Origin of the sequence: Xenorhabdus poinarii G6 (assembly GCF_000968175.1) — a bacterium.
GTDB classification, from domain to species: domain Bacteria; phylum Pseudomonadota; class Gammaproteobacteria; order Enterobacterales; family Enterobacteriaceae; genus Xenorhabdus; species Xenorhabdus poinarii.
The window spans coordinates 2,968,512-2,994,855 of record NZ_FO704551.1 but is presented as its reverse complement, the minus strand read 5'-3'; the positions used below and the strand labels follow the sequence as shown (position 1 = coordinate 2,994,855).

Below are 26,344 nucleotides of genomic sequence, written 5' to 3'. Positions count from 1 at the left end.
TAATCGGTAGCATCAGTTCATTAGGTTTCAAAGGCGTTGTTCCCCATCATTTCCAAGTTATCACTAGTAAAACAGTGGCTTGGAAGGTAAAGGATATCTTTTAATTTCAATAAGAGTGACTATGACCACAACATTTCTACCTCACCCTTCGCTACTTCCTCTGAATGGTGGCATTAATTTCCGTGATTTAGGTAATAAGACGCTGCATGATGGCGCCAGAATTAAGTCAGGTTTACTCTTTCGTGCCGGTTCACTGGACAGGCTGACAGAAAATGATCAGGCTTTTCTGATAAAGCAAAATCTTTTTCAGATCATCGATTATCGCGATAGTAGTGAAATCATAGATAGACCGGATCAAATATGGCATGGCGCGCATTACCATCATGCACCTGCTAATCCTCTAGCCAAAGAAGTGAGTGCTAATCTGGATAAGTTAGATCAGGAGATACTGGCGCAATTTGATGCCAAAGTATTTATGTCACGCTTATACGAATTGTTGCCCATTAACAATCCTGCTTATAAAACATTAGCCACATTATTGCTGCAACCCGAGAAAGGTGGAATTGTACAACACTGCGCAGTGGGTAAAGACAGGACTGGAGTGGGTTCTGCACTGGTTTTACTCGCATTGGGTGCGGATCTGGATACGGTAATGGAAGATTATTTACTGACGGATGTGACGTTGGCGCCGTATCGAGACTATTTATTGAGTGAACACGCCAAGATTATGGGCGACAGTGTCGTGGAAAAATTTGCCTATGTTTATTCAGTGCGGGAAGAATTTTTACTGACAGCCCTTGACAGTATTAATCGATGTTATGGCTGCGTGGACATTTGGCTGGAAAAAGATATCGGACTTAATGCCGCCGCGCGTGAAAAGCTAAAAGCGTATTTTCTTGAATAAAACAGTTGGTTAGCATTGGTTTGGTTGTACAGTGCTAACCCATGATGTATGACGAATAACACAGGAAAGATGAATGTGAGTCTGCATGAAATCATCGAATTAGTGACAAACTTTGTAAAGGCCCATGAGGCCTGGGCAATTCCCATCATTTTCCTTCTTGCATTGGGTGAATCGTTGGCATTTATCTCCTTATTATTGCCAGCAACGATCATTTTATTGGGATTAGGGGCATTGATTGGTGAAAGTGATTTAACTTTCTGGCCAATATGGGCTGCTGCTGCTGCTGGCGCATTCTTTGGTGACTGGATTTCTTACTGGTTTGGTGCCCATTATCAAGAGAATGTCGGTAAAATGTGGCCACTTTCTCGTCATCCGCAAACGTTAGTTCGCGGCCATCGTTTTTTTGAACGATGGGGAGTATGGGGCGTTTTCATTGGGCGTTTTTTTGGCCCATTGAGAGCCGTTGTACCACTGGTGGCCGGAATCTGTGCCATGCCAAAACGTCATTTTCAGCTAGCTAATTTTACTTCTGCATTAATTTGGGCATTTGGTATTTTAGCACCAGGTGCATTTGGCTTGCGTTGGCTGGCGGAATGGATGGGATAAGTTGATGGCGCCATTGCGAGCTGCTTTGCAAACTGAAAGAAAGCGCGTGAATATTCTGGACATCTATACAGCATCTATTTAACTTACATTGAGGCGAGTGAACCTGAGACGTTAACCGAAGTTTGGCTGCAATGGTGTTAGTGAGGGTGTACTGGTGGATATCCAATGGTTATATATGTTGATTGGTAGCTTAAGTGGATTATTGGGCGGCGGGATCTTCGTCTGGCTCTCTGTCCATCAGAAAATCCAGCAAAAAGAGCAGGCGCTGCGCGAATTATATAGCCAATTGGCCGTCAGTCATGAAAAGCTGGAACAATCCCACTATTGGCATGCTGAATGCGATCAATTAAATCAGGCACTCTTGGCTCAACGTGAAGTTAATCGGGTGCAGGAAGCCGAGTTGCGGGAATTGAGCACTCGGCTTGAAGAAAACAAATTAGCGGCGGAGGAGAAACAGCATTTATTGATCAATAGCGAGCAGCGATTGAGCATCCAGTTTGAAAATCTCGCTAACCGTATTTTTGAGCAGAATCGACACCGTACCGACGAATACACTCGCCAAAATCTCAGTAATCTACTGATACCATTTCGTGAACAGCTAGAAGGATTCCGCCGGCAGGTACAAGACAGCTTTGGGCAGGAAGCGCGTGAACGCCACACTTTGACCCACGAAATCCGTCATCTTCAGCAACTCAATGCACAAATGGCAAAAGAGGCTATTAATCTCACCCAGGCTCTGAAAGGAGACAATAAAATGCAGGGGAATTGGGGAGAGATAGTATTGGCGCGTGTTTTGGCGGCTTCTGGCTTGCGTGAAGGGTATGAATTCGAGACACAGGTCAACATTAAAACTGAAAACAGTGGACGTTTTCAGCCCGATGTCATTGTGCATCTGCCACAGGGGAAAGATGTTGTGATTGATGCCAAAATGTCGCTGGTTGCCTATGAGCGTTATTTTAATAGTGATAACGAGGAGCAACGGGCACAGGCATTACAGGCGCATATTCATTCGATCAAAGGGCACATTCGTGGTCTGAGCCGAAAAGATTATCAACAGTTACCCGGATTGCGATCGTTGGATTATGTCTTGATGTTTATTCCGGTAGAGCCAGCTTATTTGGTGGCACTCAATCACGCACCAGAGCTACTTGATGAAGCATTAAAACATAATATTATGCTGGTTAGCCCATCGACGCTGTTGGTGGCTATTCGTACGATCAATAACTTGTGGCGTTATGAATATCAAAGCCAAAATGCCCGTTTGATTGCGGATAAAGCCGCCAGAATGTATGACAAAATGCGGCTGTTTGTGGATGATATGCAAGGATTGGGGCACAGCCTCAACAAAGCACAAGCGAGTTATCATCTTGCAATGAAAAAACTCGTTGAAGGTCGAGGGAACTTGATTAGTCAGGCTGAAGGATTTCGTGATTTAGGCGTAGAGGTGAAACGCCCCATTGATTCACAGTTTATTGATAAGTCCTTCCAATCGTTGCAGGTGAATGAGTGAAGTCTGGATAGGGTTTTATTGGAAAGGCTGATACACTTGCTATAAATTTTTTTGAATAAAAAGCGGACAAATAACATGGCAGATCAATCGAAAGAAACCACTGATTTTGGTTTCCGCTCCGTAGCCAAAGAAGAGAAAAAAGATATGGTGGCAGAGGTGTTTCACTCTGTGGCCTCGAAATATGATCTGATGAATGATTTGATGTCATTTGGCATTCATCGTATCTGGAAACGTTTCACTATCGAAGCAAGTGGTGTTCGCCGTGGTCATAAGGTGCTTGATCTCGCCGGAGGAACGGGTGATCTAACCGCGAAATTTTCCCGAATTGTTGGCGAAAAAGGTCAAGTTATTCTGGCCGATATTAACGATTCAATGTTGAAAGTTGGGCGCGAAAAATTACGAGACACCGGTATTGTCGGCAATGTCAATTATGTCCAGGCTAACGCGGAAGAATTGCCTTTCCCGGATAATTATTTTGATTGTATTACCATTTCCTTTGGCCTACGTAATGTCACGGATAAAGAAAAAGCCTTGCGTTCCATGTACCGGGTGCTTAAGCCGGGTGGGCGCCTCTTAGTACTGGAATTCTCCAAACCGGTATTGGCTCCGCTAAGCAAGGTTTATGATGCTTATTCATTCCATATTTTGCCGCGAATTGGTCAGATGGTTGTGAAGGATGCGGACAGTTACCGTTATCTGACGGAGTCTATTCGCATGCATCCTGATCAGGACACCTTAAAAAGCATGATGGAAGAGGCCGGTTTTGACCAGGTTTCTTATACTAATATGACGGGTGGCATTGTTGCACTGCATAAAGGGTTCAAATTCTGAAATGGAAACACCCCGATTAAGCCATAGCGTCAGTTCTGCGCCTAGGCTATTCAATAATAACGCGTTGTTGACCATATTGAGCGCTTTTCTGGAAACAACGCTGAATCATTTATTATACCGCGAAACGGTATTAAAACCTGCCCGTTTAAGACTGTCCGGTAAGATCCTGTCTATCACGTTGAAAGAAATTGGAACCCCATTTGTACTGATATTCAGCGAAAGGCAGGTGGATGTTTTGAGCCAATGCTCAGGGCTGGCCGATTGCTCAATGAAAGCGACGATACCGGCGTTACTCAAGCTACGGGATCGTCAGTGTCTTTCCGCCCTGATTAACAGTGGTGAAATAGTCATCGAAGGGGATATGCAGGTTATTCAACAATGGTCAGCTTTACTGGATATGTCAGAGTGGGACCCCGCTCATTATCTTTCCCCTTATGTTGGTGATATTGCCGCAGAAGGTGTCAGCCGGATGATGAAGAAAAGCGTTGAATTTGTCGGCAATACCATGGCAAGCAAGAAAAAAGACTTCATTGAATCATTGACAGAAGAGTGGAAACTGGCGCCCAGTGCGTTGGAAGTGGCCTATTTCAGTGAAGAAGTTAATGCCGTTGCCAATAAGATAAACCAGCTAGAAAAACGGCTGGCAGCACTGGAGGGAAAGCATGACACCCAGTGAAATTAAGCGACTGTATTTTATCATCCGGGTTTTTCTTTCCTACGGATTGGATGAGCTTATTCCCACTATTCGTTTGACGTGGCCGTTGCGTTTTGGGCGTTATTTACTGTTTTGGATACCGAATAAGCACAAGGATAAACCCCTCGGCGAACGTTTACGTTTAGCATTACAAGAACTTGGTCCCGTGTGGATTAAATTGGGGCAGATGCTTTCTACTCGCCGTGATTTGTTCCCGACGGCGATCGCAGATCAGCTCTCGATGCTGCAAGATCGGGTGATTTCCTTTGATGGTGCAGTCGCACGAAAATCGATTGAAACCGCCCTGGAAGGTCCTTTGGAAACATGGTTTGACGGGTTTGACCCACAGCCATTAGCTTCAGCTTCCATCGCTCAGGTGCATACTGCCCGTTTGAAAGAAAATGGTAAAGAAGTTGTCTTGAAGGTTATACGCCCAGATATTCTGCCAGTCATTAAAGCGGATGTGAAGTTAATGTATCGTTTGGCAAATCTGCTTCCTTTTTTACCTGATGGCCGGCGTCTTCGCCCCCGTGAAGTTGTGCGCGAATATGAAAAAACGTTGCTTGATGAGCTGAATTTATTACGTGAAGCTGCAAGCGCAATCCAGTTGCGTCGTAATTTTGACGATAGCTCGATGCTCTATGTACCAGAAGTGTATCCTGATTATTGTCGGGAGAATGTATTGGTGATGGAGCGTATTTATGGCATTCCGGTTTCAGATATTGCCGCGCTGGAAGCGCAGGGTACCAATATGAAATTATTGGCTGAGCGTGGAGTTCAGGTGTTCTTTACCCAAGTTTTCCGCGATAGTTTTTTCCATGCGGATATGCATCCCGGTAATATTTTTGTCAGTTATGAAAAGCCGGAAGACCCTACCTACATCGGCATTGATTACGGGATTGTGGGTTCTTTGAATAAAGAGGATAAACGCTATCTGGCCGAAAATTTTATTGCTTTCTTTAACCGTGATTATCGTCGGGTCGCGGAATTACATGTCGATTCTGGTTGGGTGCCGGCAGATACGAATGTGGAAGATTTTGAATTTGCCATCCGTACCGTCTGCGAGCCAGTTTTTGAAAAACCTTTGGCTGAGATCTCATTCGGGCATGTTCTTCTGAACCTGTTCAATACTGCCCGTCGTTTTAATATGACAGTTCAGCCCCAACTGGTTCTGCTGCAAAAAACACTGTTGTATGTTGAAGGACTGGGACGTCAACTCTATCCTCAGCTTGATCTGTGGAAAACCGCAAAACCTTTTCTGGAAGATTGGCTGCATGATCAGGTTGGACTTCCTGCCATTATACGTGCCTTTAAAGAAAAGGCGCCCTATTGGGCGGAAAAACTACCAGAGCTGCCGGAACTGGTGTATGGCACGTTACAACAGCACCAACGTTTGCAGACCAGCATTAATCAGATATCGAAACAATTCAGGGATCAGCAGCTTAAGCAACGCAAGTCTCTTTATTTACTGGGCGTTGGTGCCACCCTTTTTATCTGCGGTAGTTTGTTTCTCACCATAGATCAGAAGCATCTGGCCTGGGGAATGATCGGCGCTGGCATTGCATCATGGGGATTAGGTTGGCGTCATTTAAGTAAACGTTAGTCGTCATGAGCGTTAACTGTAAGTAAAAAGCATTTTGCTACGATCCTGGGTATTGTTGCGTTATTTTTAAACATAAGGTTTATAATTTAATCACTGGTAATATTCTGATGAGAGGTAGATCAGTATGGGGATAAGTATTTGGCAATTGCTCATTATTGCCGTCATCGTCGTTCTGTTGTTTGGCACGAATAAGCTTCGTACTTTGGGATCAGACTTAGGGGCATCAATTAAAGGCTTCAAAAAGGCCATGAGTGATGATGAAAAACCAGATCAATCGGGAGAAGCGAGCCGGGATGCTGATTTCGAAACAAAAAACTTGACCGAAAAGTCTACAATTGCACAATCTGAAAAATCAGAGAGTAAAAGTAAAGATAAAGAGCAGGTATAAACCGTGTTTGACATTGGTTTTAGTGAACTGCTGTTGGTAATGATTATTGGCTTGGTTGTTCTGGGGCCTGAACGTTTACCTATTGCGGTTAAAACGGTGGTGGGGTGGATCCGGGGATTACGCTCTTTGGCGGCTAATGTCCAGAATGAACTTGCTCAGGCATTGAAATTGCAAGAACTTCAGGACACGCTGAAAAAAATGGAGGAAAAGGCGGATCTACAATTGTTGTCGCCAGAATTGAAGGCATCAATGGAGGAGCTAAAGGAAGCGGCTGAATCATTGAAAAATACCTATCAATTAAAACCGGATGAAATGAAGGAATTGGAGGAAGATGAGACTCATTTTCATGCTTCTGCGCCGCAATCGGCTGCAAGACACGCTCATTCGGAACAACAACAATTAAGTTCAGAATCGGTAATGTCAGAAAAATCGAGTGCTAACCTAGCACAACAGAAAAAAAAATCCTCTGAACAAGCAAATGGCGAACACTGAAACATGTCTGCGGATGATACTCAACCCCTAATCAGTCATCTGATTGAACTGCGTAAGCGGATTTTAAATAGCTTAATGACTGTGCTGATCGTGTTTCTGGCATTGGTTTATTTTTCCAATGACATTTATCAGCTTGTTGCCGCGCCCTTAATGGAACAATTACCTAAAGGCGCAAATATGATTGCAACAGATGTTGCATCGCCTTTTTTTACCCCGATTAAATTGACCGTTATGGTGGCTATCTTTGTGTCGGCACCCATGATCCTTTATCAAGTATGGGCATTTATTGCCCCGGCACTGTATAAGCATGAACGGCGTTTGATTATGCCTCTGCTGTTTTCCAGTAGTGTATTGTTTTATCTGGGAATGGCGTTTGCATACTTTGTCGTATTCCCCATTGTATTTGGTTTCTTTATCAAGACCGTACCGACCGGCGTTGTGATCTCGACGGATATCAGCAATTATTTAAGCTTTGTCATGGCACTCTTTATGGCCTTTGGTGTTTCCTTCGAAATACCCATTGCCATTATTCTGCTGTGTTGGAGTGGCGTGGTAACACCGGAATCGTTGAAAAGGAAACGTCCTTATATTTTGGTCGGGGCGTTCGTGGTGGGTATGTTACTAACGCCACCCGATGTTTTCTCCCAAACGTTGCTGGCTGTCCCCATGTATTTGTTATTTGAATTGGGGATCGTGTTGTCGCAATTCTATGTGGGTCAATCAGGTAAAGGGAGGCGTAAATCCGCCAAGGCAGAGGATGAGTCAGGAAATGATACCCATGATCATTAAAAAATAACCCAATCCTAATTATTCATGATTACCGCTAATTGATTGATGATGTTAACATCATTGCCACCAAGCGAAGGTGGTTAACCCAGTGCTTTGCCGCTGGGTTTTATATTAGGAGAACAGTATGAGCTATGTATTTCCGGGCGTTTTTCCCGGTCGTCGTATGCGCCGTGTACGCAGTCATGATTTTTCCCGCCGCTTAGTTGCTGAAAATCAACTTACCGTTAATGACCTGATTTACCCTGTCTTTGTTATGGAAGGAACAAATCGGCGTCAGGAAGTCCCTTCCATGCCAGGAGTGTATCGTCTGACAATCGATCTTTTGCTGAAAGAAGCAGAAGAGATTGCCCGACTGGGTATTCCTGTTTTATCTCTGTTTCCCGTTATCGAAGCAGACAAAAAATCATTGGATGCCAAAGAAGCCTACAATCCTGATGGTTTGATCCAACGTTCAGTACGTGCTTTGAAAAATACGGTTCCTGAATTAGGTCTCTTGACGGATGTTGCGCTCGATCCGTTCACAACCCATGGACAGGATGGTGTGATTGATCAAAGGGGTTATGTGATCAATGACATTACCAAAGATATTCTGGTGAAGCAGGCTCTGTCCCATGCGGAAGCCGGCGCTGAGATTATTGCACCCAGTGATATGATGGATGGCCGTATCGGTGCTATTCGTGAGCAGCTTGAAACCGATAATCATGTCAATACTCAGATTATGGCTTATTCTGCCAAATATGCTTCTTGTTACTATGGGCCATTTAGAGATGCTATTGGTTCTAGCGGTAATCTGAAAGGGGGAAATAAAATGACCTATCAGATGGATCCGGCAAACAGTGATGAAGCCTTGCAGGAAATCGCACAAGATTTGCAGGAAGGGGCTGATAGCGTCATGGTTAAACCGGGTATGCCCTATTTGGATGTGATTCGTCGAGTAAAAGATACGTTTGGTGTGCCAACATTTGCTTATCAGGTTTCGGGTGAATATGCCATGCATATGGCGGCTATTCAAAACGGTTGGCTGCAAGAGCAACCCGCGATTATGGAATCATTGCTGTGTTTTAAACGGGCAGGCGCTGATGGCGTTCTGACTTATTTTGCTAAACGTGTCGCGCAGTGGTTACATGAACAAAAGGGCTAAACGCCGTCGAAAAATGGTGGGGTATATCGACGTACCAATAATAACGGCAATATGATCCATCGGGATAATACAGATAACCAAGAATGAAAATGGGCAAAATTGCCCATTTTTTGATTAAATTTTCGTGAAGTGTTTGTTATCTAAAGCCTTAGGAACTTCTTTATTGAGGATTTTCAGGAAGAGAATGGATCGGGCTTCTCCATCCGGCTCTTTATAAATAGCCTGAATACCTTCGAAAACGCCCTCAGTGATTAAGACGGTATCGCCAGCAACGGGAGTCTCTGGTGCAATATATTCTTGCTCTGTGATAGACATTAACTCATCAATTAATTTCTGTGGTACGACAGCAGGTTCAGTATTAAACCGAACGAAATTATTGACACCGCGTGTTGAACTAATGGTTGTGGTATGAATGACATTTTCATCAAAACAAACAAACAGATAATTGGGAAACAGTGGCTCAGTAACAGTGGTTCGTTTACCTCGAACGATTTTTTCAATTTTGGCAGTGGGGGTCAGGCAAGTAACGTTTTGTCTTTCTAAGTTCTCTATTGCTCGAAAGATTTGTCCACGTTTACAGTAAAGAAGATACCACTTTTCCATAATATTTCGACTCCATGGCATAGAACGTCTAGCATAACAAAACTAGCACTAAAGGGTCATTAATAAAGGTACACGTTATTTTAAGTGTAAACGGTATTTTTCTATAGTCTACAGCGCTTATTTTCAATCAAAATAGATGGATGGCGTTATCTATCCTATGAACTTCGCCTGTATTTTGACGTGCGACAGGCGTCGTGGAAAAAGATGATTAATGATAAGAGATATGAATATATCATCTTCATAGGGGCAGGGGCGAAATCGGCGATGAAAGAATGGCTGAGTTTTGTGTTATTTCGCGGCATCTGAGCAATCTATTCCACAAGATTGCCCTAAGTCCATTGCTTTTTGGCAAGTTATGCGTTTACCTTGTAACCCTCATGGAAGGGCTTATAATGGCTTTCCCTCCTTAAAATCGACACAAATGAACAAAATGAAATATCGCGATCTAAGAGACTTTCTTTCCTTGTTGGAACAATCAGGTGAATTAAAACGAATTCGTGTGGAAGTTGATCCCTATCTGGAAATGACTGAAATCGCAGATCGTACTCTTCGTGCCGGTGGTCCAGCCTTATTATTTGAAAATCCTAAGGGATATTCAATGCCTGTGTTGTGCAATTTGTTTGGAACAGCTAAACGTGTTGCGATGGGAATGGGGCAAGATGATGTTAAAGCTTTGCATGAAGTCGGTAAATTATTGGCTTTCCTGAAAGAGCCTGAGCCACCAAAAGGCTTTCGTGATTTGGTTGATAAGCTGCCTAAATTTAAACAGGTTTTGAACATGCCAACTAAACGCCTCAGTTCTGCGCCTTGTCAGGAACAGATTTGGGCAGGGGAAGACGTCGATCTCAGTCGTATTCCCGTGATGCATTGTTGGCCAGAAGATGCCGCACCATTGATTTCATGGGGATTGACGGTGACGAAGGGGCCTAATAAAGAGCGTCAGAACCTGGGGATTTACCGCCAGCAAGTATTGGGTAAAAATAAGCTGATTATGCGCTGGTTATCACATCGTGGGGGCGCTCTGGACTTTCAGGAGTGGTGTCAGGCTCATCCGGGCGAGCGTTTCCCGGTGTCCGTTGCATTGGGCGCCGATCCTGCCACAATATTAGGGGCTGTGACTCCCGTACCGGATACTTTATCTGAATATGCGTTTGCTGGATTATTGCGTGGACATAAAACAGAAGTCGTTAAATGTATCTCTAATGATCTGGAAGTCCCTGCCAGTGCTGAAATTATCCTTGAAGGTTACATTGAACCTGGCGAAATGGCACCAGAAGGACCATATGGTGATCATACCGGTTATTATAATGAAGTAGATCTGTTCCCGGTATTTACAGTGACTCATATTACCCAACGCAGTGATGCTATCTATCATTCCACATACACTGGCCGTCCACCGGATGAGCCTGCGGTGCTGGGTGTTGCGTTGAATGAGGTTCTGGTTCCCATACTGCAAAAACAATACCCTGAAATTGTCGATTTTTATTTGCCACCAGAAGGCTGCTCTTATCGACTTGCTGTCGTGACCATAAAAAAACAATATGCAGGCCATGCCAAGCGAGTCATGATGGGAGTCTGGTCATATCTGAGGCAATTTATGTATACAAAATTTGTTATCGTTTGTGATGATGATATCAATGCGCGAGATTGGAATGATGTCATCTGGGCGATAACAACGCGAATGGATCCGCAAAGAGATACGGTCTTAATGGAAAATACGCCCATTGACTATCTCGATTTTGCCTCGCCTGTTTCTGGACTGGGTTCAAAAATGGGGTTAGATGCAACGAATAAATGGCCAGGAGAGACACAAAGGGAATGGGGGCGTCCGATAGTGATGAGCGATGAAATTCGGTCCCGTGTCGATGAAATCTGGGATCAATTAGATATTTTGAAGCGATAAGAGGGAACGCATGACAATATTGAGTTGTAAAGTAACATCGGTTGACTCCATTACAGATACAGTTTATCGGGTTCGTTTATTACCTGATTCGCCTTTTTCTTTCCGAGCAGGGCAATATTTAATGGTGGTGATGGATGAAAGGGATAAGCGCCCTTTTTCCATGGCATCACCACCATCAGAAAAACAGCTCATTGAGTTACATATTGGGGCTTCTGAATTAAATCTCTATGCGATGGCTGTTATGGATAGAATTTTGGATCAGAAAGTCATTGATATTGATATGCCACATGGCCAGGCATGGTTTCGCGAAGACAGTGAAAATCCCATGTTATTGATCGCTGGAGGAACAGGATTTTCATATGCACGTTCTATCTTATTGGCGGCACTGGAGAAAAACCCTAACCGAGAAATTGCTATCTATTGGGGAGGCCGAGAATTGCAACATCTGTATGATTTGGAATCGTTGCTATTATTGCGTCAGTCTTATCCCAATTTGACGGTTGTTCCTGTCGTTGAACAAGTTGATGAACAGTGGGCTGGTCGAACAGGCACGGTATTAAGTGCGGTTTTGGAAGATTTTGGCAGTTTGGCAAACCATGATATCTACATCGCCGGTCGCTTTGAGATGGCTAAAATCGCCCGAGAACGGTTTTGCAGTGAACGTGACGCATCTATCGATCGCATGTATGGCGATGCCTTTGAGTTTATTTAATCTGCTTGCCAGCAAAATAACATGATAAAAATAAAAAACCCGCCCCTGACAGGCGGGAAACTGCGGTAACAATTTATATTCTTTCAATAATCGTGGCAATACCTTGTCCTAGGCCAATACACATGGTTGATAGCCCGAATTGAGCATCTTTGCGTTCCATTAAATTAAGAAGGGTGGTTGTAATGCGAGTACCAGAGCATCCTAACGGGTGACCAAGGGAAATTGCACCACCATTCAAGTTGATTTTGTCATCGATACTATCCAGTAGATTCAGCCCTTTCATGCAAGCCAACGATTGTGCCGCGAATGCTTCGTTGAATTCCATTACATCAATATCTGTCAGACTTAATCCGGCTTTTTTCAACGCCTTTTGGGTTGCAGGTACAGGACCATAACCCATGATGGAAGGATCACATCCAACAACCGCCATTGAACGGATACGAGCACGGGGCTGTAACCCTAATTCCCTGGCTTTGCTTTCGCCCATGATCAGCATGGCAGAAGCACCATCGGAAAGTGCGGAGGAATTACCCGCAGTCACACTGCCGGTGATGGGATCAAAGACAGGACGCAGTGCCGCTAAATCTTTTAGGCTCGTATCTTGGCGGATAACTTCATCAAAAGTGACGAGTTTTATATTCCCGTCAGGATCATGCCCATATAGAGGCACGATCTCGTTGGTAAAAGCTTGTGATTCGGTTGCTTGAGCTGCCCGCTGATGAGAGCGTAGGGCAAATTCATCCTGCATTTCACGGCTAATATTGTGCATTTTGGCCAACATTTCTGCCGTCAGTCCCATCACACCTGCTGCTTTGGCAACATTTCGACTTAATTTGAGGTGAAAATCGACACCGTGCGTCATGGGTACGTGCCCCATATGCTCAACACCACCCACCATCACAATATTGGCATCGCCAGTCATGATCTGGCGGGCGCCGTCGTGCAGTGATTGCATTGAAGAACCACAAAGACGGTTGACAGTCACGGCGGGAACCGTGTGAGGTATTCCTGCCAGCAAAGCAGCGTTACGTGCAATATTAAATCCTTGTTCAAGGGTTTGTTGCACACATCCCCAAGAGATATCATCAATCTCTTCAGGCTTAACAGCAGGATTGCGCTTGAGTATTGATGTCATCAGATGTGCGGAGAGATCTTCGGCACGAACCTGACGGAATACACCACCTTTCGAGCGCCCCATTGGGGTACGGATACCATCAATAATAACTACGTTTTCCATGTTTTCAGACCTCACACTTTTTCACCTGGATTAACAGCAAGCTCTGCGGGTGCAGGATAGTAACTTTCATTGCTTTCGGATTTTGCTTTCAGGCCAGCGGGTACGTGATAGAGTGCGCCCAAGTGAGCATAACTTTCTGCCATCTTCACGTAGGCGGCGGTTCCCAGTGTATCCAGATAACGGAAAACACCACCGTGGAATGGCGGGAAACCCAGGCCATAAATCAGTGCGATATCGGCTTCTGCCGGGCTGGCAATGATGCCTTCTTCTAAGCAACGAACGACTTCGTTAATCATTGGGATCATCGTCCGGGCAATGATCTCTTCGCCAGAGAAAACCTGTTTTGGTTTGCTGATGCCTGCCAGTAACTGATCCGTCGTCTCGTCTGGCTCTTTTTTCGGTTTGCCTTTTTTATCTGGTGTGTATTGATAGAAACCAACGCCATTTTTCTGACCATAACGTTGATTTTCAAACAATACATCAATGGCATCCCGATAATCGCGGTTCATACGATCCGGGAATCCCACCGCCATAACCGCTTGTGCGTGGTGAGCCGTATCGATGCCAACCACATCAAGAAGATAAGCCGGGCCCATTGGCCAGCCGAATTCTTTTTCCATGATTTTGTCGATTTGACGAAAATCACCGCCATCACGCAGCAACATGCCAAAACCAGCCAAATAGGGAAACAGAACACGGTTTACAAAGAAACCAGGGCAATCATTGACAACAATAGGGGTTTTCCCCATTTTTGTGGCATACGCGACAACGCTTGAAATTGTCTGATCTGACGTTTTCTCTCCGCGAATAATTTCAACCAACGGCATACGATGTACCGGGTTAAAGAAATGCATCCCACAGAAGTTTTCTGGGCGTTTTAGTGATTTCGCTAATTCAGTGATGGGGATCGTGGAGGTATTAGACGCCAGAATACAGTGATCGCTGATATGTGATTCTGTTTCAGCCAGCACGGCCGCTTTAATCTTCGGATTTTCAACGACAGCTTCAACAACGATCTGGGATTGTTCAATCCCGGCATAGTTAAGTGTCGGTTGAATGGATGACAGAATTTTGGCCATCTTCATGGCATCTAAGCGGCCACGTTCAAATTGTTTATGCAGCAGTTTCGCTGCTTCATTGATGCCTAAATCCAGCGCTTTTTGATTGATGTCTTTCATCAAGACAGGAATACCTTTGCGCGCTGACTGGTAGGCGATACCGCCACCCATGATCCCCGCCCCCAATACCGCTGCATGTTCTGGGGTTGTGACGGTTTGCAGGTGTTTTTTCGCCAGCCCTTTAACATATTGGTCATTCAGGAAGATGCCGACTAAAGCACGGGCAACGGAAGTGTGTGCTAATGAGACAAAACTGGCAGATTCCAGTTTCAAGGCTTCATCGCGACCTTGTGTCGCTGCTTTTTCAATGGTTTTTACCGCAGTGATTGGCGCTGGATAATGAGGGCCAGCGGCTTTCATTACCATCCCTTTTGCTACAGTAAAACTCATGGTACGTTCGATCTCATTGAGATTGAGTGGCAGCAATTTAAGCTGACGGGCTGCTGCCCAATCCAAATCGCCACGAATGGCTTGTTCCAGAATTGAAACGGCAGAATCAACCCGTTTCTCAGCAGAAACGACGGCATCAACCAGGCCATTTTTCAGTGCTGCTTCAGCGTTAATATCTTTTCCTGCGGAGATAATTTCTAGGGCATTATCTGTGCCAATCAAGCGTGGCAGACGAACAGATCCTCCGAACCCCGGCATAATGCCCAATTTAGTTTCTGGTAATCCGATGCGAAGATCTGGTGATGCAACACGAAAATCTGTTGTAAGTGCCAACTCACACCCACCACCAAGGGTATAGCCATTAATGGCGGAAACCGTCGGAACGGGGAGATCTTCGATACGATTAAAAATGCGGTTGACGAAATCAAGCAGGTCACGCAGTTTTTCGACGGGGGCATTAAACAGTGATAAAAACTCTGTGATGTCTGCACCGACAATAAAGGCTTGTTTTTCAGAACGTAATAGTAGCCCTTTTAATTCAGGTTGTTGCTCAAGGATAGAAATAGCTTTATCCAGTGAAGCAACCGTTTTGGTATCTAATTTATTAATCGCAGCGGGTGCATTAAAGATCAGTTCAGCAATGCCATCTTTTAGCCATTTTACTTGAATAGTTTCACTTAGGTAGAGCATGTCATTCTCCTCAATGAGTGCATACCATCTGGTATGACCAGATGAGGGTAATTGTGATTACTGTGTTAATTTAATGCAAACTAATGATTAATTTTTGTAGGTTCGATCACAGGTAAGATTTATGATGGAGGACAATATATTTTGTTAATTTTTTGAAAAATATAAAAATAGCAGTTTTGTTTTTGGAACGTGGCCTTTCACATGATAGCTTTCACAATAATGAATTGTGGTAATATTTAAGCCTCTGCAAAAAAATCAAGAGGTTAATGAAGATGGAAAAGTTGGCACCTCTGTACCGCGAACATATCAAAACCTTGCAAAAACGCGCCCGCGAAATTTTGGCACGGACTCAGCTTGACGCACTGCTTATTCATTCCGGTGAATCATTACGGATTTTTCTTGATGATGGTTATTATCCATTTAAGGTCAATGCACATTTTAAGGCTTGGGTACCTGTCACTAAAGTGCCGAATTGTTGGCTGTGGATTGATGGCGTCAATAAACCTAAGCTTTGGTTCTATTCGCCAGTAGATTACTGGCATAGTGTTGAACCCCTGCCCAATGGCTACTGGACTGATGAAATAGCCATGATTCATTTGGCGAACGCTGAAGATATCAGTACAAAACTGAATGGATTACCAAAACAGAATGTGGCTTATATTGGTGAACAAGCGGAACGTGCCAAATCTTTGGGTATTCTTGATCACAATATCAATTCAAAAGTTGTCCTGGATTATTTGAATTACCATCGTTCATATAAAACAGACTATGAATTAGCGTGTATGCGTGAAGCGCAGAAAACGGCTGTTAACGGCCATCAAGCCGCTTACGAGGCATTTTTGTCTGGCGTCAGTGAATTCGAAATTAATCTGTTTTATCTGATGGCAACCGGCCATCGTGATACCGATGTTCCTTATGATAATATTATCGCCTTAAATGAGAATGCAGCGGTGTTGCATTACAATACATTACGCCAGAAAACTCCCTCTGAAATACGCAGCTTCTTAATTGATGCCGGAGCGGAATATAATGGCTATGCTGCGGATATTACTAGAACTTACTCAGCAAAATCCAATAACGATTTCGCCTCACTGATAAAGGATTTGAACGAAGAACAACAGGCGATAATCGGTACAATTAAAGTAGGAACCCGATATAGCGATTATCATCTTAATATGCATAGACGCATCGCCAGGATACTGAAAAAACATGATATTATTCATGGGATCAGTGAAGAGGGGGTGGTTGAGAAAGGATTGACAATCCCCTTTTTTCCACATGGGCTTGGTCATCCCCTGGGTTTACAGGTACATGACGTTGCCGGGTTTATGCAAGATGATAGCGGAACCCATCTGGCCGCCCCGGTAACGCATCCTTATTTGCGTTGCACCCGTATCTTGGAGCCAAGAATGGTTTTGACCATTGAGCCGGGGATCTATTTCATTGAAACCTTATTAGCTCAGTGGCGTGAAAGCGAAGACAGTCAACATTTCGATTGGAAAAAAATCGACATGTTAAAATCTTATGGTGGTATTCGCATTGAAGATAACATCGTGATTCACGATGGAAAAATTGAAAACATGACCAGAGACTTACAATTATCGTAATGAAGCCTTATTTGATCCCGGTGGCTTCAGTCAGCTTTACTGAAGAAATAAAAAAGAGTCGTTTCATTACCCTGCTGGAGCACACCAGTGGGGTGGATGAAGCTAAATCCTTTATCCAGACTATCAAAGCACAATATCCTGATGCGCGGCATCATTGTTGGGCTTTTGTGGCCGGTGCACCAGACGACTCCCAACAGTTAGGGTTTTCTGATGATGGCGAACCCACCGGAACTGCCGGTAAGCCCATGATTGCGCAATTAATAGGGAGTGGTTTGGGAGAAATTACTGCGGTATCTGTTCGCTATTTTGGCGGCATAAAACTTGGGACAGGGGGACTAGTCAAAGCCTATGGTAATGGTGTACAGCAAGCCCTGAAACTGCTGCAAACTGAATATAAAGTACCGCAGAAATTATTTCAGTTACAATGCGAATACTCGCATATTTCAATGGTAGAACAGCTATTACATCAATTCGCTGGACAAGTGATCGCCAGTGATTACGCCGAAAATGTCACATTGCAAGTTTCACTGCCCGCTACCCTTGCAGGGGAAATCGGTGATAAATTGCGGAATTTGAGCCGTGGGGCTCTGTTTTTAACACCAAAATCACCATGATTTCGTCATACCGGATTTCTAAGGAACCCGCCGAATGCATTTTCGTGCCATAACCCGTATTGTTGGACTTCTTGTCATTCTTTTCTCTTTCACGATGGCTATTCCGGGGCTGGTAGCATTAATTTATCGCGATGGTGCAGGGAGTGCATTTAGCGAAACATTCATCTTTGCCCTTATCATTGGTTTAATGTTGTGGATACCTAATCGTGAGCAAAAAGCTGATCTGAAACCGAAAGAGGGTTTTTTGATCGTTGTCCTCTTTTGGACTGTATTGGGAAGTTTAGGGGCATTGCCGTTTATTTTCGCTGAAAAACCTAACCTTTCCATCACTGATGCCTTTTTTGAATCATTTTCGGGTTTGACAACAACAGGGGCAACAACGCTTGTTGGCCTTGATAACCTCCCTAAAGCGATCTTGTTCTATCGGCAAATGTTGCAATGGTTGGGAGGAATGGGGATCATCGTCTTGGCTGTCGCGATCTTACCTCTCCTCGGTGTTGGGGGTATGCAGCTTTATCGGGCAGAAATGCCGGGGCCATTAAAAGATAATAAAATGCGCCCCCGTATCGCAGAAACAGCAAAAACGCTTTGGCTGATTTATGTCTTGTTAACTGTCGCCTGTGCAATAGCATTGTGGGCTGCCGGGATGTCGGTATTCGATGCGATTTCACATAGCTTTTCTACTATTGCTATTGGTGGGTTTTCCACTCACGATGCCAGTATCGGCTTTTTCAATAGTCAGACGATCAATATCATCATTGCTATTTTCTTATTGATTTCAGGCTGTAATTTTGGCCTGCATTTTGCCGTCCTTTCTGGACGCAGCTTGAAAGTGTATTGGCGTGATCCAGAATTTCGCATGTTCATTACGATTCAGTTGGCATTGTTGGCAATCTGTGTGCTGATATTATGGCAACATTCCTTTTATCAATCAGAATTGGATGCATTGAACCACGCTTTTTTCCAAGTAGTCTCTATGGCGACAACGGCCGGATTTACAACGATAAAATTTCACGAATGGCCCCTGTTTTTACCTTTATTGCTGTTAACTTCTGCCTTCATCGGGGGATGTGCCGGTTCGACTGGTGGGGGACTCAAAGTTATCCGTATTTTGTTGTTGTTCTTGCAAGGTTCCCGCGAATTAAAACGTTTAGTGCATCCGAATGCGGTATATACCATCAAATTAGGGCGGCGAGCCTTGCCGGAAAGAATTATAGAAGCGGTATGGGGATTTTTTTCAGCTTATGCGCTTGTCTTCTTTATTAGTATGTTGCTACTGATTGCAACAGGTGTTGACGAGTTCTCTGCTTTTTCTGCCATCGCGGCAACCTTGAATAATTTGGGGCCAGGGTTGGGAAACTTTGCTGAGAACTTTGTATTTATGCAGCCTGAAGCTAAATGGGTGTTGATTGTCACCATGTTATTTGGACGTTTGGAAGTGTTCACATTATTAGTCTTGTTTACACCGACGTTTTGGCGCGAATAGTGAATGAGTCAATTTTTATCTGTGATCCGTTATTTAATAGGGGCGTAGCTATGAGTTATTTATTGCTCTATTCCACTCGGGATGGACAAACCAAAAAAATTATTATGCGTATTGCAGAGAATCTCCGTCGTGCTGGTGTTGGGTGTGATTTAAGAGATCTTGCAACAATCAAGCAGATCAATTTGATGCCTTACCAAAAAATCATGATAGGCGCATCAATACGCTATGGTCGCTTCAATTCTGTATTGAATAATTTTATCAGCAAGCACCAAAAACAATTGAACCAAATGCCAACAGCATTCTTTGGTGTCAATTTAACAGCGAGAAAGCCGGAAAAAAGAACACCAGAAACGAATGCTTATGTACGCAAATTTTTAATCCAAAGTCCGTGGCAGCCTGATTTATGCGAAGTCTTTGCTGGAGCCTTACTGTATCCACGTTATTGCTGGTTAGATCGCATTATGATTCAGTTCATTATGCGTATGACCGGAGGAGAAACCGATACAACAAAAGAAATTGAATACACGGATTGGGAACAGGTTGTGGGTTTTTCTGAGACGTTTTTGCAAATGTCGTGTGTTAAATCGTCTCAAAAATAGCTTTTTTGCTGGTTATTGCATCGCTTTGGGTAAAAAAAATACGAACGGAAAGAAAATGCAAAAAAACGATTGCCAGCGCCGTAAAAGTCCCTATAATGCGCCACCACTGACCGACGCTACGCTGACACAGGCCGCGCCGGGCAGGGAGAAGAAAGCGAAAATAAACGCTTGACTCTCGGGGCGAAAAGCGTAAAATACGCAGCCTCGCAACCCGGCAGCAATGCCCGGTTGACACGCTCTTTAACAACGTAATCAGACAATCTGTGTGGGCACTCGCAAGACACTATCGCAACGCCGAAAGGCGAAAAAAGATTAAAGTCTTAAAGAGTGACTAACAGTGAATTCATTATGAATAAACCGTTTAATTCTTTGAGCATCAGACTTTTAATTGAAGAGTTTGATCATGGCTCAGATTGAACGCTGGCGGCAGGCCTAACACATGCAAGTCGAGCGGCAGCGGGAGAAAGCGTGCTTTCTTGCCGGCGAGCGGCGGACGGGTGAGTAATGTCTGGGGATCTGCCCGATGGCGGGGGATAACCACTGGAAACGGTGGCTAATACCGCATAATCTCTGTGGAGCAAAGTGGGGGACCTTCGGGCCTCACGCCATCGGATGAACCCAGATGGGATTAGCTAGTAGGTGGGGTAAAGGCTCACCTAGGCGACGATCCCTAGCTGGTCTGAGAGGATGACCAGCCACACTGGGACTGAGACACGGCCCAGACTCCTACGGGAGGCAGCAGTGGGGAATATTGCACAATGGGCGCAAGCCTGATGCAGCCATGCCGCGTGTATGAAGAAGGCCTTCGGGTTGTAAAGTACTTTCAGCGGGGAGGAAGGCGTGAACCTGAATAAGGTTGGCGTTTGACGTTACCCGCAGAAGAAGCACCGGCTAACTCCGTGCCAGCAGCCGCGGTAATACGGAGGGTGCAAGCGTTAATCGGAATTACTGGGCGTAAAGCGCACGCAGGCGGTCAATTAAGTTAGATGTGAAATCCCCGGGCTTAACCTGGGAACGGCATCTAAGACTGGTTGGCTAGAGTCTCGTAGAGGGGGGTAGAATTCCACGTGTAGCGGTGAAATGCGTAGAGATGTGGAGGAATACCGGTGGCGAAGGCGGCCCCCTGGACGAAGACTGACGCTCAGGTGCGAAAGCGTGGGGAGCAAACAGGATTAGATACCCTGGTAGTCCACGCTGTAAACGATGTCGATTTGGAGGTTGTGGCCTAGAGCTGTGGCTTCCGGAGCTAACGCGTTAAATCGACCGCCTGGGGAGTACGGCCGCAAGGTTAAAACTCAAATGAATTGACGGGGGCCCGCACAAGCGGTGGAGCATGTGGTTTAATTCGATGCAACGCGAAGAACCTTACCTACTCTTGACATCCACGGAATTTTGCAGAGATGCGAAAGTGCCTTCGGGAACCGTGAGACAGGTGCTGCATGGCTGTCGTCAGCTCGTGTTGTGAAATGTTGGGTTAAGTCCCGCAACGAGCGCAACCCTTATCCTTTGTTGCCAGCACGTGATGGTGGGAACTCAAGGGAGACTGCCGGTGATAAACCGGAGGAAGGTGGGGATGACGTCAAGTCATCATGGCCCTTACGAGTAGGGCTACACACGTGCTACAATGGCAGATACAAAGAGAAGCGACCTCGCGAGAGCAAGCGGACCTCATAAAGTCTGTCGTAGTCCGGATTGGAGTCTGCAACTCGACTCCATGAAGTCGGAATCGCTAGTAATCGTAGATCAGAATGCTACGGTGAATACGTTCCCGGGCCTTGTACACACCGCCCGTCACACCATGGGAGTGGGTTGCAAAAGAAGTAGGTAGCTTAACCTTCGGGGGGGCGCTTACCACTTTGTGATTCATGACTGGGGTGAAGTCGTAACAAGGTAACCGTAGGGGAACCTGCGGTTGGATCACCTCCTTAAACCGAAGATAGGTTATTGTTGCAGTGCTCACACAGATTGTCTGATGAAAATGAAGAGACGGTATCGGCATAGGCTTGTAGCTCAGGTGGTTAGAGCGCACCCCTGATAAGGGTGAGGTCGGTGGTTCAAGTCCACTCAGGCCTACCAAGTCCAGACCCGGCAGACGGTGAAGGCGCACGGTATCTTAATGGGGCTATAGCTCAGCTGGGAGAGCGCCTGCCTTGCACGCAGGAGGTCAGCGGTTCGATCCCGCTTAGCTCCACCATCCTCTTCGATGAATAAAACCATTTCAGAACACAGGCACGGCGTGTGTTGTGAAATTTTTGCTCTTTAACAATCTGGAACAAGCTGAAAATTTGAAACACTCAGTGCTGTTAAGACAGTATTGAGGCGTCTCTCAACCCGCATCTCCGAAGACACCTTCGGGTTGTGAGGTTAAGCGAATAAGCGTACACGGTGGATGCCTAGGCAGTCAGAGGCGATGAAGGACGTGCTAATCTGCGATAAGCGCCGGTAAGGTGATATGAACCGTGATAGCCGGCGATGTCCGAATGGGGAAACCCAGTGTGACTTGTCACACTATCATTAACTGAATTCATAGGTTAATGAGGCGAACCGGGGGAACTGAAACATCTCAGTACCCCGAGGAAAAGAAATCAACCGAGATTCCCCCAGTAGCGGCGAGCGAACGGGGAGCAGCCCAGAGCCATCAGCAGTGTCAGCGTCAGGAGAACGGTCTGGAAAGGCCGGCAGTAAAGGGTGATAGCCCCGTATCCGAAGGCGTTGGCAGTGTGAGCTCGATGAGTAGGACGGGACACGTGGTATCCTGTCTGAATGTGGGGGGACCATCCTCCAAGGCTAAATACTCCTGACTGACCGATAGTGAACCAGTACCGTGAGGGAAAGGCGAAAAGAACCCCGGCGAGGGGAGTGAAAGAGAACCTGAAACCGTGTACGTACAAGCAGTGGGAGCACCCTTTAGGGTGTGACTGCGTACCTTTTGTATAATGGGTCAGCGACTTATATTCTGTAGCAAGGTTAACCGTATAGGGGAGCCGCAGGGAAACCGAGTCTTAACTGGGCGTTAAGTTGCAGGGTATAGACCCGAAACCCGGTGATCTAGCCATGGGCAGGTTGAAGGTTGGGTAACACTAACTGGAGGACCGAACCGACTAATGTTGAAAAATTAGCGGATGACTTGTGGCTGGGGGTGAAAGGCCAATCAAACCGGGAGATAGCTGGTTCTCCCCGAAAGCTATTTAGGTAGCGCCTCGTGAATTCATCTTCGGGGGTAGAGCACTGTTTCGGCTAGGGGGTCATCCCGACTTACCAACCCGATGCAAACTGCGAATACCGAAGAATGTTATCACGGGAGACACACGGCGGGTGCTAACGTCCGTCGTGAAGAGGGAAACAACCCAGACCGCCAGCTAAGGTCCCGAAGTCATGGTTAAGTGGGAAACGAAGTGGGAAGGCTCAGACAGCCAGGATGTTGGCTTAGAAGCAGCCATCATTTAAAGAAAGCGTAATAGCTCACTGGTCGAGTCGGCCTGCGCGGAAGATGTAACGGGGCTAAACCATGCACCGAAGCTGCGGCAGCGACATTTAGGTGTTGTTGGGTAGGGGAGCGTTCTGTAAGCCGTTGAAGGGGGACTGTGAGGTCTGCTGGAGGTATCAGAAGTGCGAATGCTGACATAAGTAACGATAAAGCGGGTGAAAAACCCGCTCGCCGGAAGACCAAGGGTTCCTGTCCAACGTTAATCGGGGCAGGGTGAGTCGACCCCTAAGGCGAGGCTGAAAAGCGTAGTCGATGGGCAACAGGTTAATATTCCTGTACTGGTGATAATTGCGATGGGGGGACGGAGAAGGCTAGGCAGGCCGGGCGACGGTTGTCCCGGTTTAAGGATGTAGGTGGGTGAGCCAGGTAAATCCGGCTGACCATGACACTGAGGTCTGATGACGAGTCACTACGGTGGCGAAGTTGCTGATGCCCTGCTTCCAGGAAAAGCCTCTAAGCTCCAGATTATCATTAATCGTACCCCAAACCGACACAGGTGGTCAGGTAGAGAATACTCAGGCGCTTGAGAGAACTCGGGTGAAGGAACTAGGCAAAATGGTGCCGTAACTTCGGGAGAAGGCACGCTGGCGCTAGGTGAAGGACCGCGCGTCCGGAGCTGAGGCCAGTCGCAGAGACCAGCTGGCTGCAACTGTTTAATAAAAACACAGCACTGTGCAAACACGTAAGTGGACGTATACGGTGTGACGCCTGCCCGGTGCTGGAAGGTTAATTGATGGGGTTAGCCGCAAGGCGAAGCTCTTGATCGAAGCCCCAGTAAACGGCGGCCGTAACTATAACGGTCCTAAGGTAGCGAAATTCCTTGTCGGGTAAGTTCCGACCTGCACGAATGGCGTAATGATGGCCAGGCTGTCTCCACCCGAGACTCAGTGAAATTGAACTCGCTGTGAAGATGCAGTGTACCCGCGGCAAGACGGAAAGACCCCGTGAACCTTTACTATAGCTTGACACTGAACATGGAGCCTTGATGTGTAGGATAGGTGGGAGGCTTAGAAGTGTGGACGCCAGTCTGCATGGAGCCATCCTTGAAATACCACCCTTGAATGTTTGATGTTCTAACGTGGACCCGTCATCCGGGTTGCGGACAGTGTCTGGTGGGTAGTTTGACTGGGGCGGTCTCCTCCCAAAGCGTAACGGAGGAGCACGAAGGTTAGCTAATCACGGTCGGACATCGTGAGGTTAGTGCAAAGGCATAAGCTAGCTTGACTGCGAGCGTGACGGCGCGAGCAGGTACGAAAGTAGGTCTTAGTGATCCGGTGGTTCTGCATGGAAGGGCCATCGCTCAACGGATAAAAGGTACTCCGGGGATAACAGGCTGATACCGCCCAAGAGTTCATATCGACGGCGGTGTTTGGCACCTCGATGTCGGCTCATCACATCCTGGGGCTGAAGTAGGTCCCAAGGGTATGGCTGTTCGCCATTTAAAGTGGTACGCGAGCTGGGTTTAGAACGTCGTGAGACAGTTCGGTCCCTATCTGCCGTGGGCGTTGGAAGATTGCAAGGGGCTGCTCCTAGTACGAGAGGACCGGAGTGGACGCACCACTGGTGTTCGGGTTGTCATGCCAATGGCATTGCCCGGTAGCTAAGTGCGGAAGAGATAACCGCTGAAAGCATCTAAGCGGGAAACTTGCCTTAAGATGAGTCTTCCCTGACCCTTAGAGGGTCCTGAAGGAACGTTTAAGACGAAGACGTGGATAGGCTGGGTGTGTAAGCGTAGCGATACGTTGAGCTAACCAGTACTAATGAACCGAGAGGCTTAACCTGACAACACCGAAGGTGTTTTAGTGGGCAGAGAGAGAGTTTCAGAGAGAAATAGCTTGTTCGAGATTGAAAACCGGATTTGTCTGGCGGCAATAGCGCGGTGGTCCCACCTGACCCCATGCCGAACTCAGCAGTGAAACGCCGTAGCGCCGATGGTAGTGTGGGGTCTCCCCATGTGAGAGTAGGACACTGCCAGACATTCATTAGTCAGAGAAGCCATCCGTCACCGGATGGCTTTTTTGCGTTGGGGGATTTTTATTTTTTAGGGTAAAATATCAACGAAATTAGGCCCACGTTACATTTTTTATAGTATGGGGTTATTTTTACGTGTATAAGCGGCCAGTATCGCTCTTTCTGATAAGGCTAAATAATCCTTCATTTTTTTAACCGCGAGTTCATTTTCTCCTGAATTAAGTAATTCCAGAATATGTGCGTTTTTATCAATATAAGGCGCATATAAAAGTTTAGGATCATTTAAAATGCCAAAAGCCAGACGGAGTTCTGCGGAAATATTGTAATAGAAAGCAATTAACCTTTCGCTATCAGTTAATTCCACAATTGCGGCATGAAAGCGCATATTTTCCGTGCCAGCGCCAACCCAATCTTGTTTCTCGCGGCATTGTCGGGCGGCTTCAACAGCTTGTTTCATTTTGCTAATACTGGGATGCATCGGATAAGCCTGAGCCAAAGCCTGGCATTCAATGAGTTGTCGAACTCGATAGATATCCATAATGGATGCAATATCGGGGGTGGCGACAAATACACCTCGATTAGGTTCATGTTTCAGTAATCCCTCTTGTGTTAAAAGGCGGAACACTTCACGTAGCGTATTTCGTGATATCTCAAGTTGTTCACTGAGCGTTGCTTCTGATAGCCGCTGTCCAGGCAACAACTCCCCAACAACCACTTTATTTCTGATGATTTCGGCAATTTTTTTGCTCAAAATCTGGGGCGAATGGTTTTTTTTCATAGTCATCCGTCGTTAGCTTTAAAGGCTGATAACAAAGATTTTCGAAACACATAAGAACGAATCTTCACATATTCCCCGATAACCAGCAAATTACAACTCTTGAACCAATATGAGGCATTCTCATTACGCCTATTGCATCTAAATTGTGCATTTTTATGATCGATTGAATGAAAAATGTAAATAAAGTGATC

The 26,344-nt window shown here is 45.8% G+C and carries 20 protein-coding genes, 2 tRNA genes and 3 rRNA genes; 21 read left to right on the top strand and 4 right to left on the bottom strand.

Annotation, left to right across the window (positions count from 1 at the left end; translation table 11 throughout):
* The first annotated feature begins 121 nt into the window (after positions 1-121).
* From XPG1_RS13890 to hemB, 10 genes are all read left to right on the top strand, one after another.
* On the top strand, positions 122-904 hold the full coding sequence (locus XPG1_RS13890) for a tyrosine-protein phosphatase (protein WP_045959577.1): 783 nt from the start codon (positions 122-124) through the stop codon (positions 902-904).
* A 69-nt stretch (positions 905-973) separates the two neighbouring features.
* Positions 974-1,510 (top strand): DedA family protein, encoded by a 537-nt coding sequence (locus tag XPG1_RS13885; protein WP_436286832.1) that lies wholly within the window; start codon positions 974-976, stop codon positions 1,508-1,510.
* A gap of 154 nt (positions 1,511-1,664) precedes the next feature.
* Positions 1,665-3,020 (top strand): DNA recombination protein RmuC, encoded by a 1,356-nt coding sequence (gene rmuC, locus XPG1_RS13880; protein ID WP_173425876.1) that lies wholly within the window; start codon positions 1,665-1,667, stop codon positions 3,018-3,020.
* 75 nt (positions 3,021-3,095) lie between these two features.
* Complete coding sequence (ubiE, locus tag XPG1_RS13875; RefSeq protein ID WP_045959576.1) at positions 3,096-3,851, top strand: bifunctional demethylmenaquinone methyltransferase/2-methoxy-6-polyprenyl-1,4-benzoquinol methylase UbiE; 756 nt, start codon at positions 3,096-3,098, stop codon at positions 3,849-3,851.
* Position 3,852: 1 nt separating this feature from the next.
* Positions 3,853-4,527 carry a ubiquinone biosynthesis accessory factor UbiJ gene (locus XPG1_RS13870; RefSeq protein ID WP_084717319.1) on the top strand — a complete coding sequence of 225 codons (675 nt, stop codon included), beginning with the start codon at positions 3,853-3,855 and terminating at the stop codon, positions 4,525-4,527.
* On the top strand, positions 4,514-6,148 hold the full coding sequence (gene ubiB / locus XPG1_RS13865) for a ubiquinone biosynthesis regulatory protein kinase UbiB (protein WP_045959575.1): 1,635 nt from the start codon (positions 4,514-4,516) through the stop codon (positions 6,146-6,148). Before XPG1_RS13870 ends, ubiB begins: the two co-directional genes overlap by 14 nt.
* A 124-nt stretch (positions 6,149-6,272) precedes the next feature.
* Positions 6,273-6,536 (top strand): Sec-independent protein translocase subunit TatA, encoded by a 264-nt coding sequence (tatA, locus tag XPG1_RS13860; RefSeq protein ID WP_045959574.1) that lies wholly within the window; start codon positions 6,273-6,275, stop codon positions 6,534-6,536.
* 3 nt (positions 6,537-6,539) lie between these two features.
* Positions 6,540-7,028: a Sec-independent protein translocase protein TatB gene (tatB, locus tag XPG1_RS13855; RefSeq protein ID WP_045959573.1), complete on the top strand. Its 489-nt coding sequence runs from the start codon at positions 6,540-6,542 to the stop codon at positions 7,026-7,028.
* 3 nt (positions 7,029-7,031) lie between these two features.
* Complete coding sequence (tatC, locus tag XPG1_RS13850; protein WP_045959572.1) at positions 7,032-7,817, top strand: Sec-independent protein translocase subunit TatC; 786 nt, start codon at positions 7,032-7,034, stop codon at positions 7,815-7,817.
* Between the two features lie 124 nt (positions 7,818-7,941).
* Positions 7,942-8,958: a porphobilinogen synthase gene (gene hemB / locus XPG1_RS13845; protein WP_045959571.1), complete on the top strand. Its 1,017-nt coding sequence runs from the start codon at positions 7,942-7,944 to the stop codon at positions 8,956-8,958.
* 114 nt (positions 8,959-9,072) lie between these two features.
* Here the strand turns inward: hemB and rfaH are convergent, their stop codons facing one another.
* Entirely contained in the window at positions 9,073-9,561 is a 489-nt protein-coding gene (gene rfaH, locus XPG1_RS13840; RefSeq protein WP_045959570.1) for a transcription/translation regulatory transformer protein RfaH, read from the bottom strand.
* Positions 9,562-9,991: 430 nt separating this feature from the next.
* Here rfaH and ubiD point away from each other — a divergent pair, with 430 nt between their 5' ends.
* Together ubiD and fre are read left to right on the top strand one after the other, a co-directional pair.
* Positions 9,992-11,464, top strand: coding sequence for a 4-hydroxy-3-polyprenylbenzoate decarboxylase (ubiD, locus tag XPG1_RS13835; RefSeq protein WP_045959569.1), 1,473 nt, complete (start codon positions 9,992-9,994; stop codon positions 11,462-11,464).
* 10 nt (positions 11,465-11,474) lie between these two features.
* Positions 11,475-12,176 (top strand): NAD(P)H-flavin reductase, encoded by a 702-nt coding sequence (gene fre, locus XPG1_RS13830; RefSeq protein WP_045959568.1) that lies wholly within the window; start codon positions 11,475-11,477, stop codon positions 12,174-12,176.
* A 73-nt stretch (positions 12,177-12,249) separates the two neighbouring features.
* Here fre and fadA read toward each other — a convergent pair whose 3' ends face one another.
* Together fadA and fadB are read right to left on the bottom strand one after the other, a co-directional pair.
* Complete coding sequence (gene fadA / locus XPG1_RS13825) at positions 12,250-13,413, bottom strand: acetyl-CoA C-acyltransferase FadA (RefSeq protein ID WP_045960771.1); 1,164 nt, start codon at positions 13,411-13,413, stop codon at positions 12,250-12,252.
* 11 nt (positions 13,414-13,424) lie between these two features.
* Positions 13,425-15,611 carry a fatty acid oxidation complex subunit alpha FadB gene (gene fadB / locus XPG1_RS13820; RefSeq protein ID WP_045959567.1) on the bottom strand — a complete coding sequence of 729 codons (2,187 nt, stop codon included), beginning with the start codon at positions 15,609-15,611 and terminating at the stop codon, positions 13,425-13,427.
* A 272-nt stretch (positions 15,612-15,883) separates the two neighbouring features.
* Here fadB and pepQ point away from each other — a divergent pair, with 272 nt between their 5' ends.
* The 9 genes from pepQ to rrf all read left to right on the top strand — a co-directional run bounded on the left by pepQ (position 15,884) and on the right by rrf (position 25,381).
* Positions 15,884-17,218, top strand: coding sequence for a Xaa-Pro dipeptidase (gene pepQ / locus XPG1_RS13815; protein WP_045959566.1), 1,335 nt, complete (start codon positions 15,884-15,886; stop codon positions 17,216-17,218).
* The gene (locus XPG1_RS13810) at positions 17,218-17,832 is read left to right on the top strand and encodes an IMPACT family protein (protein ID WP_045959565.1); all 615 of its coding nucleotides are present in this window, start codon (positions 17,218-17,220) and stop codon (positions 17,830-17,832) included. The genes pepQ and XPG1_RS13810 overlap by 1 nt, the downstream gene beginning before the upstream one ends.
* A 34-nt stretch (positions 17,833-17,866) precedes the next feature.
* Complete coding sequence (gene trkH / locus XPG1_RS13805) at positions 17,867-19,318, top strand: Trk system potassium transporter TrkH (protein ID WP_045959564.1); 1,452 nt, start codon at positions 17,867-17,869, stop codon at positions 19,316-19,318.
* A 50-nt stretch (positions 19,319-19,368) separates the two neighbouring features.
* Positions 19,369-19,917, top strand: a complete 549-nt coding sequence (hemG, locus tag XPG1_RS13800) for a menaquinone-dependent protoporphyrinogen IX dehydrogenase (RefSeq protein WP_045959563.1) — start codon at positions 19,369-19,371, stop codon at positions 19,915-19,917.
* A gap of 385 nt (positions 19,918-20,302) precedes the next feature.
* Positions 20,303-21,845, top strand: a 16S ribosomal RNA gene (locus tag XPG1_RS13795).
* Positions 21,846-21,916: 71 nt separating this feature from the next.
* Positions 21,917-21,993 (top strand) — tRNA-Ile (locus tag XPG1_RS13790).
* Between the two features lie 42 nt (positions 21,994-22,035).
* A tRNA-Ala gene (locus XPG1_RS13785) sits at positions 22,036-22,111 on the top strand.
* A 168-nt stretch (positions 22,112-22,279) separates the two neighbouring features.
* A 23S ribosomal RNA gene (locus XPG1_RS13780) occupies positions 22,280-25,186 on the top strand.
* A 79-nt stretch (positions 25,187-25,265) separates the two neighbouring features.
* A 5S ribosomal RNA gene (gene rrf, locus XPG1_RS13775) occupies positions 25,266-25,381 on the top strand.
* Together the 16S, 23S and 5S rRNA genes with 2 tRNA genes alongside form the textbook arrangement of a ribosomal RNA operon.
* Before the next feature lie 106 nt (positions 25,382-25,487).
* On the opposite strand, the gene XPG1_RS13770 is transcribed toward rrf, so the two are convergent.
* On the bottom strand, positions 25,488-26,153 hold the full coding sequence (locus XPG1_RS13770; RefSeq protein WP_045959562.1) for a GntR family transcriptional regulator: 666 nt from the start codon (positions 26,151-26,153) through the stop codon (positions 25,488-25,490).
* Between the last annotated feature and the right edge of the window lie 191 nt (positions 26,154-26,344).